Genomic DNA, 4,818 nt, shown 5'->3' on the forward strand with positions numbered 1-4,818 from the left:
CAGTCGCTCGGGGACGGCGCGAGCTGGGGAGCGGTGGACACCACCGACAAGGAGTCCCTGGCCCGCTTCTTCGACGGCATCGAGCGGATCGACCACCTCTTCACCCCGGCCGCCTCCTACCGGGTGGGCCCCATGCTCGAGTTGAGCGACGGCGACGCCGAGAGCCCGTTCGTGTCGAAGTTCTGGGGCCAGTACCACGCCGTCAAGTACGCGGCGCCCCGGCTGACGCGGGACGCCTCCGTCGTACTGATGTCCGGCGCCGCGAGCGTACGCCCCCCGGCCGCCGCACCGGCCTACGTCGCCTGCAACGCGGCGATCGAGGGCCTCGGACGCGGGCTCGCCGTGGAGCTCGCGCCCGTGCGCGTCAACGTCGTCTCGCCCGGCACGGTCGACGGCAACCTGTGGGCGCAGCGCCCGGCCGCGGTGCGCGAGGCGAGCTTCGCGCAGTACGGCAGGGACAGCCTGCTGCACCGGCCCGGGACCGAGGGCGAGATCGCCGACGCGGTGCTCTTCCTCTTCGCGAACACCTTCATGACGGGCTCGGTGCTCTATCCGGACGGCGGATACGCCCTGCGCTGACGCGGAGGGGCCCCGGGCCGTCCCCCGGCCCGGGGCCCCTTCCGTCCGTCCGGTGCTACGAGCCGCTGCCGTACGGGCGGGTGAGCACTTCGAGGTAATGACCGGACGGGTCGGGGAAGTAGACGCCCCGCCCGCCGTCGTGGTGATTGATCTCGTTCGGCCGGGTGCGGTACGGGTCGGCCCAGTACGGCACGCCGGCTTCCTCGATCCGCGCGAAGATGCCGTCGAAGGACTCCTCCGGCACCAGGAACGCGTAGTGCTGCGGGACGATGTTCTCAGGGTCGTCGCTGGTGGCGAAGTCCAGCGTGACGCCGTTGCCCGTGACCACGGGGGCGAAGGGGCCCATGTCGGGCCCGACACCGAGGCCTAGGATGTTCGCGAGGAACGCGGCGGACTCCCGCTTGTCCCGGGAGTGAACGATGGTGTGATTCAACTCGACTGACACGATGCAATGCCTCCACAGGCATCTCCCGGACACCGGCCGCTCTCCACCCGGATGGTGAAGGCGCCCCGATGCCCGGGATAGACCGTAATCGTCCGCCCTGCGCGATGTCATCGGGCTTCGGACCTACTCCGGGAGACCGGTACGCGGACTGGTCCGCGGACCAGTCCGCGTACCGGCCCGGCGGCCCGTGTCAGTGCCCGCGCGCGATCCACTCCGGCAGCGCCGGGGCCTCGCCGTCGACCGTCGTACTCTCCCCGTGGCCCGTGCGCACCACCGTCTCCGGCGGCAGTGACAGCAGGCGCTTGCGGATCGAGTCGATGATGGTCGGGAAGTCCGAGAAGGACCGGCCCGTCGCGCCCGGCCCGCCGTGGAAGAGGGTGTCGCCGGTGAAGACCGTGCCCAGCGCCGGCGCGTACAGGCAGACGCCGCCGGGGCTGTGGCCGGGGGTGTGCAGCACCGTCAGCTCGACGCCCGCCACGGACAGCACCCGCCCGTCCGTCAGGTCGCCGTCGGGCGCGGTGTCCGGGTGCGTCCGGTCCCACAGCATCCGGTCGTCCGGGTGGAGCAGGACCGGAGCGCCCGTGCGCGCCGCGAGCTCCGGTGCCGCGTCGATGTGGTCGTTGTGCGCGTGGGTGCACAGGATCGCGACGAGCCGGCGGTCGCCGACCGCCCTCGCGATCGCCTCGGCGTCGTGGGCCGCGTCGATGACGACGGCCTCCCGGTCGTCGCCCACGATCCAGACGTTGTTGTCGACCGCCCAGACGCCGCCGTCCAGGGCGAACACGCCGGAGGTGACGAGGCGTTCGACGCGGGCCTTCCCGCCGTCCGGTGCCGTCTCCGCCGCGCTCACAGCAGCACCACCGAGCGCAGCACCTCGCCCTTCTCCATCCGGTGGAACGCCTCCTCCACCCCGTCCAGCGCGATCGTCTCGCTGACGAACGCGTCGAGGTCGAGACGGCCCTGCAGATAGAGGTCGATCAGCATGGGGAAGTCGCGGGAGGGCAGGCAGTCGCCGTACCACGAGGACTTCAGTGCGCCGCCGCGCCCGAAGACGTCCAGCAGCGGCAGCTCCAGCTTCATCTCCGGCGTGGGCACGCCCACCAGCACCACGGTCCCGGCCAGGTCCCGCGCGTAGAAGGCTTGGCGGTACGTCTCCGGGCGGCCGACCGCGTCGATGACGACGTCGGCGCCGAAGCCTCCGGTCAGCGAGCGGATCGCCTCGACGGCGTCCGTGGAGGAGGAGTTGACGGTGTGCGTGGCGCCCAGGGCCTTGGCCTGCTCCAGCTTGGCGTCGGAGAGGTCCACCGCGATGATCTTGGCGGCGCCGGCCAGCCGGGCCCCGGCGACCGCCGCGTTGCCCACGCCGCCGCAGCCGATGACCGCGACCGAGTCGCCCCGGCCCACCTGACCGGTGTTGATCGCCGCGCCCAGGCCGGCCATCACGCCGCAGCCCAGCAGGCCGGCGGCCGCGGGCGCCGCGGCGGGGTCGACCTTGGTGCACTGCCCGGCGGCCACCAGCGTCTTCTCCGCGAACGCCCCGATGCCCAGCGCGGGGGAGAGCTCCGTGCCGTCCGTGAGCGTCATCTTCTGCTTCGCGTTGTGCGTGTTGAAGCAGTACCAGGGGCGGCCGCGCAGACACGCTCGGCACTGGCCGCAGACCGCGCGCCAGTTGAGGATCACGAAGTCGCCCGGCGCCACTTCGGTCACTCCGTCACCGACCGACTCGACCACACCGGCGGCCTCGTGGCCGAGGAGGAACGGGAATTCGTCGTTGATCCCGCCTTCCCGGTAGTGCAGGTCGGTGTGGCACACCCCGCACGCCTGGATCTTCACGACGGCCTCGCCCGGGCCCGGGTCCGGGACGAGGATCGTCTCGACCCGCACGGGATCGCCCTTGCCTCGTGCGATGACACCGCGTACTTCTTGCGCCATGGGGGTGCTGCCTTTCTCGGTGGTCGGATCTTGTGGTCGGACCGCCCCCCACTCTGCGCGGGAAACCGGACCGTGTCCAACATCCCTGACCGATCACATTCAGCAGTTCTCCTGATCAGTCAACAGTTCTCCTGATCGGTCATGGCCAGCAGCGCACGGGCGGCCGCGGTCGGCTTGCCCGCCGCCGGCACGGCCACGGCCACCTTCCACAGCGTCGGCCCCTCCAGCGGCACCGCACTGAGCCCGCGCGCCTGCTCCTTGACCGTCACCGGGCGCGGCACGACCGCCGCGCCCAGGCCGCGCGAGACGAGGTCGAGCAGTGTATAGACGTCGTTGACCTGCAGCGCGACCTTCCGGGCCACGCCCGCGTCGGCGAACGCGAGGTCCGCGGCCCGGCGGGCGCCCCAGTCCGGGTGGAGGTCCACGAACACCTCCCCGGCCAGCCGCGCCAGGGGCACCGGCCCGCTGAGGCCGGCCAGCGGGTGGTCCGCCCGGCACAGCAGCATCAGGGGCTCCTCCGCGACCGGCCGCAGCCGCACCCCCTCGTGGAAGCCGTCGTGCACGACGAACGCCACGTCGAGCTCGCCGCGCCGCACCTGCTCCAGCAGCCGGCCCGAACCCGCCTGCTCCATGTGCACCTCCACCTGCGGGTGCAGCGCGTGGAAGGAGGCCAGCAGCGCGGCCGCGTCCACCGTGCCCATGCACTGCTCGGTCCCCACGGAGAGCGTGCCGCCCATCAGCCCCTGCACCGCGGCGACGGCCTCCCGGGCGGCGGCCGCGCACGCCAGCGTCCGCCGCGCCTCCACCAGCAGCGCCCGTCCGGCGTCCGTCAGCCCCACGCGCCGCGTCGTGCGCAGGAACAGCTCGGCGCCCAGCTCCCGTTCCAGGGTCCGTACCGAGGCCGACACCCCCGACTGCGCCACCCGCAGCCGTTCCGCCGCGTGCGTGAAGTGCTGCTCCTCGGCGACGGCGACGAAGTGTTCGAGGTGTCTGAGTTCCATGATTCAGCATCGTAAGTGCTGGATCACGGCCTCCCCCCGGGGCCCTCGCGGGCCGTGCCCCGGGCGCGTGCCCCCGGCAAGGCCGGTCTGGCCGATAGAGGGTCCTCCGGTGCGGCACGTCGGCCATTCGAACGCCCCGTCACACCCGTCCCGACAGCACTTCCAGGCCAACTCCTAACACCTGCGGAACCGGCGCCTCCCAGCCCACACCTGCTCCGGAGGCATCAGCGGCCTTGTCGCGCGTGGCCGGTCCTGTACCTGCGGTGCAGTCAGGACGTGACGCGCGTGTCTACTCTCCCGGGCCATGCGCAGATCACTGTTCGGACGCCTCGGGCTGTCCGCCACGCTCGCCTCCGTCGTCGCTCTGCTGGGCATGGCCCAGCCGGCCTCCGCCGCCGACACCCCTCCGATGACCGTCACCGTCGACAAGGCGTCCGCGACGCCCGGGTCCACGGTGAGCATCACCCTGAAGTTCACCAACGACCAGTCCACGAACACCCAGTTCGTGTACCAGTCCATACAGCCGACGTGGAGCACGTCCCAGGACCCCGCGCTGAAGTACGCGTTCGCCTCCTGCACCGGCGACGTGACCAGCTGCAACGTCACGGGCAAGCAGAGCGGCTCGATGAACTACGCCGTGCCGATCCTCCCCGGCGCCAGCCGCACCGTGACCCTGACCTACAACGTCGCCGCGGACTCGGCCTGCGGCCCGAGCCGCCGCATCGAGTTCTACACCTACCTGTACTACGAGTACCAGGGCGGCCAGGCCAAGAAGGACGGCGTCAACTCGGTCGGCACCGACATCGCCTGCAACACGTCGGGGACCCTCGGGAAGGCAGCCGGCGCCGGGCACTGAGCCAC

6 protein-coding genes are annotated in these 4,818 nt (G+C 71.9%); 2 read left to right on the plus strand and 4 right to left on the minus strand.

Annotated elements, in window-relative coordinates:
• On the plus strand, positions 1–579 hold a 579-nt coding region (locus V7793_RS33355), incomplete at its 5' end, for an SDR family oxidoreductase (RefSeq protein ID WP_336013448.1).
• A gap of 55 nt (positions 580–634) precedes the next feature.
• On the opposite strand, the gene V7793_RS33360 is transcribed toward V7793_RS33355, so the two are convergent.
• The 4 genes from V7793_RS33360 to V7793_RS33375 form a co-directional block, all read right to left on the minus strand.
• Positions 635–1,024, minus strand: coding sequence for a VOC family protein (locus V7793_RS33360; protein WP_336013449.1), 390 nt, complete (start codon positions 1,022–1,024; stop codon positions 635–637).
• A gap of 190 nt (positions 1,025–1,214) precedes the next feature.
• A complete protein-coding gene (locus tag V7793_RS33365) occupies positions 1,215–1,874 on the minus strand; it encodes an MBL fold metallo-hydrolase (protein ID WP_336013450.1) in 660 nt (219 codons plus the stop codon).
• Positions 1,871–2,956: an S-(hydroxymethyl)mycothiol dehydrogenase gene (locus V7793_RS33370; RefSeq protein WP_336013451.1), complete on the minus strand. Its 1,086-nt coding sequence runs from the start codon at positions 2,954–2,956 to the stop codon at positions 1,871–1,873. Before V7793_RS33370 ends, V7793_RS33365 begins: the two co-directional genes overlap by 4 nt.
• A gap of 119 nt (positions 2,957–3,075) precedes the next feature.
• Positions 3,076–3,957: a LysR family transcriptional regulator gene (locus V7793_RS33375; protein ID WP_336013452.1), complete on the minus strand. Its 882-nt coding sequence runs from the start codon at positions 3,955–3,957 to the stop codon at positions 3,076–3,078.
• 304 nt (positions 3,958–4,261) lie between these two features.
• On the opposite strand from V7793_RS33375, the gene V7793_RS33380 reads away from it, so the two are divergent.
• Positions 4,262–4,813, plus strand: a complete 552-nt coding sequence (locus tag V7793_RS33380; RefSeq protein ID WP_168096794.1) for a hypothetical protein — start codon at positions 4,262–4,264, stop codon at positions 4,811–4,813.
• Positions 4,814–4,818 lie beyond the last annotated feature (5 nt).

The sequence above is a fragment of the Streptomyces sp. KLMMK genome, assembly GCF_036961605.1.
In the GTDB taxonomy this organism is placed as follows: Bacteria; Actinomycetota; Actinomycetes; order Streptomycetales; family Streptomycetaceae; genus Streptomyces; species Streptomyces telluris.

Coding starts and splice junctions, on each gene's coding strand:
- V7793_RS33370 (WP_336013451.1), bottom strand. CDS start 2,956: ATGGCGCAAGAAGTACGCGGTGTCATCGCACGAGGCAAGGGCGATCCC.
- V7793_RS33375 (WP_336013452.1), bottom strand. CDS start 3,957: ATGGAACTCAGACACCTCGAACACTTCGTCGCCGTCGCCGAGGAGCAG.
- V7793_RS33380 (WP_168096794.1), top strand. CDS start 4,262: ATGCGCAGATCACTGTTCGGACGCCTCGGGCTGTCCGCCACGCTCGCC.